Source organism: Butyrivibrio sp., assembly GCF_024699075.1.
The window spans coordinates 1-2448 of sequence record NZ_JAILQF010000231.1 but is presented as its reverse complement, the minus strand read 5'-3'; the positions used below and the strand labels follow the sequence as shown (position 1 = coordinate 2448).

Annotated in this window: 2 protein-coding genes and 1 riboswitch; both genes read right to left on the bottom strand. The window is 38.5% G+C overall.

Annotated features, from left to right (window positions below; translation table 11 throughout):
- Positions 1 to 201: 201 nt before the first annotated feature.
- Entirely contained in the window at positions 202 to 930 is a 729-nt protein-coding gene (locus K6G87_RS09300; RefSeq protein ID WP_296836244.1) for an EAL domain-containing protein, read from the bottom strand.
- A gap of 168 nt (positions 931 to 1098) precedes the next feature.
- Positions 1099 to 1172, bottom strand: a riboswitch (cyclic di-GMP riboswitch).
- Between the two features lie 119 nt (positions 1173 to 1291).
- A partial coding sequence (locus K6G87_RS09295) for a tocopherol cyclase family protein (protein WP_330669812.1) occupies positions 1292 to 2448 on the bottom strand: 1157 nt, incomplete at its 5' end.

Genomic DNA, 2448 nt, shown 5'->3' with positions numbered 1-2448 from the left:
CTCGCAAACGCTTCGCTTTTTGCTCGTTATAAAATCACTGCTGACGCAGTTCTACGGGTACGGGGCTTATAACCCCGCACCCGAAATCAAGATATTCCCACCACCTAAAGGTGATGGGTTATCTTGATCATTTTATATATTACTATTCAAAAAATTACTATTCTGAATAACTCATTGTTCCAACTGTCTTTGGTTAAATGATCATTTTGAGTATATCCTGGGTTTTCCAAGATAGTAGCCCTGCATATAATCGACATCTGTATGCATAAGGTACAAATACTCTTCTTCGGTTTCAACTCCCTCTGCAAGGACCTGAATGCCGCGTTTGTGAATGTTCTTGATCATGTCATCAAAGATCATCTGGTTAATTGGATCCGTATCTATATTTGTTATATATTTCCTGTCTATTTTTATAAGATCAGGATTATATGTATTAATGCAGACAAGATCAATATTTTCACCAGTTCCAAAATCGTCAATTGCAAGATGAGGCATAGCTCCGGCTTCAATTATAGCTTTTTTCTTTAAATCCCAGGCCTTTGCACTATGCTTGGTATATTCAAGCATTTCTATATAGAATCTGTCAGCCATTTCACTGCCGCCAAGTTCTGATGTTGCTATAGCCATCTCTTCTGACATACAGGTTTCAGGTATACTATTCAAAAATAAAAAACCATCGAGCTCTGCTTCCATAAAGGCTTTGGTACCATAATAGATAGTTGTTTCTTCTATCTTATCAAGTCTCCCTGCCTTTTCATATGCACTTATAAGCTCTAATGGAGTGCATCCCTCCGGCCTCATTAATGCTTCATGACCATAGATATCTCCGGTTCTGACATCAAAAATTGGCTGAAAAGCAAACTTCATATTGTTTAAATCTGCGTCGCTGTTTGGAATATAGATGACGGGAATCCTCGTTATCGTATCCATAATCTACACCTTTCTAATAGTTTGAAATCCTTTTCAAACAACGAATTGGCTATGAAAATGCCAATTACGAACCTTTAGCCTGTTTTCATACTAAGAACTAAAGGCCAATGTAATTACACTTGATAACTTTTCCCTGGAGAATGCGTTTCTAAATTATATGTTTAGAAAAAGTGAAGCTGGCTGGCAGTTAAGCCCCTATAGTTTTGCGTCGCCGGATTTCTCCGGGTTTGCCAAGTTGTAATTAAAAATATATTATCATAACAAAAGTATTATAATTACAAACAATTATTCCCGCAATATGATATATTGCACAAAATATATTTTTTATTGAACACATTTGTAGGATATTTTAGATAATACTCTAGTCATACTCTCCATACTCGCAGCCAATATGAGTCGCTTCTACCTCATCTACAAGCAGAAGCTCACCATCTTTTTTGTCATATAATCTGACACATCCCCAGCCATTACCGCCATTCCACAAGTTATTATGCCTTTTAAGGCCATCCGGTGATTCATAATTTATAAACAGCATATCCTTTTTGAGACAATGAACCTCTGTTTCCATTACAGAATGAATATTCTCCTGTCTTACATGCCAGATCACTTCCTCATCTTTTTCATCAAAGCTAAACTGGGTCTTAATTTTAAGATGAAGTTTGGAGAAGTTAAAATCATACTCTTTACCTTCATAGTAAAATACGCCTAGAAGCCGTCTATCAAGGGGAACAAAGTAAATCTTTGGGCGGCCACCACCAATATCAAACACACTATTTTCGAGTTTCTTCCCTGTCTTTTTACTTACAAGGCAATTTGAAGACAGCCATACCCAGGGGCTTGTAAAGTCTCTTCCCCAGTTTTTGTCTGCATATCCATAGCTCTTGTCTGGTACAACACTGTACTTCCTTCCATTAAAAGTCACACTGCCGCTATATGCACTCTTCATGCCTTCAGCATGCCAGTACATTGCAAATGCTTCCATATCTCTAAGCGGTTTACTTGCTCCATAGCCAACATTAAATGCAATCTGCTTGTCAATTGTAAGATCAAAAGTTATATCTCCGGAATCACACATCCATTCAGGGTGTGCAAGACTCTCTCCCATAGATATACTTATACTGCCCTTAAGCGCAGTCTCGCAGGCAAGGCAGTCTCCCGCACTTATCTTATAAGGAGCGCTTTTATGCATCTTAACATCTTTTAGTGAGAAGAATCTATGCAGCTGACAGGCATCTTCACCCCAGGTTCCAGCTTTTACCATTAGATACGAAGGACGCTTACCTTCTTTCTTATTAGCAGAAAGCTGACCAAGTACTGGCTCATCCTCGGAAAGTGCCGGATTACATATTAAAAATTCGATGAAGAAAGGCTTATCTTCGCCCGTTGTGACGTCCTGCGCCGTAAATGAATGCCACCACCAATCATATCCCTGATGTGCCAAAGGACCATGTAACATAAATGCATTACGCTTTTTGCTGTGTCTGTTGAATTTTCCCATCTCTATACTTGTCCTTTTAT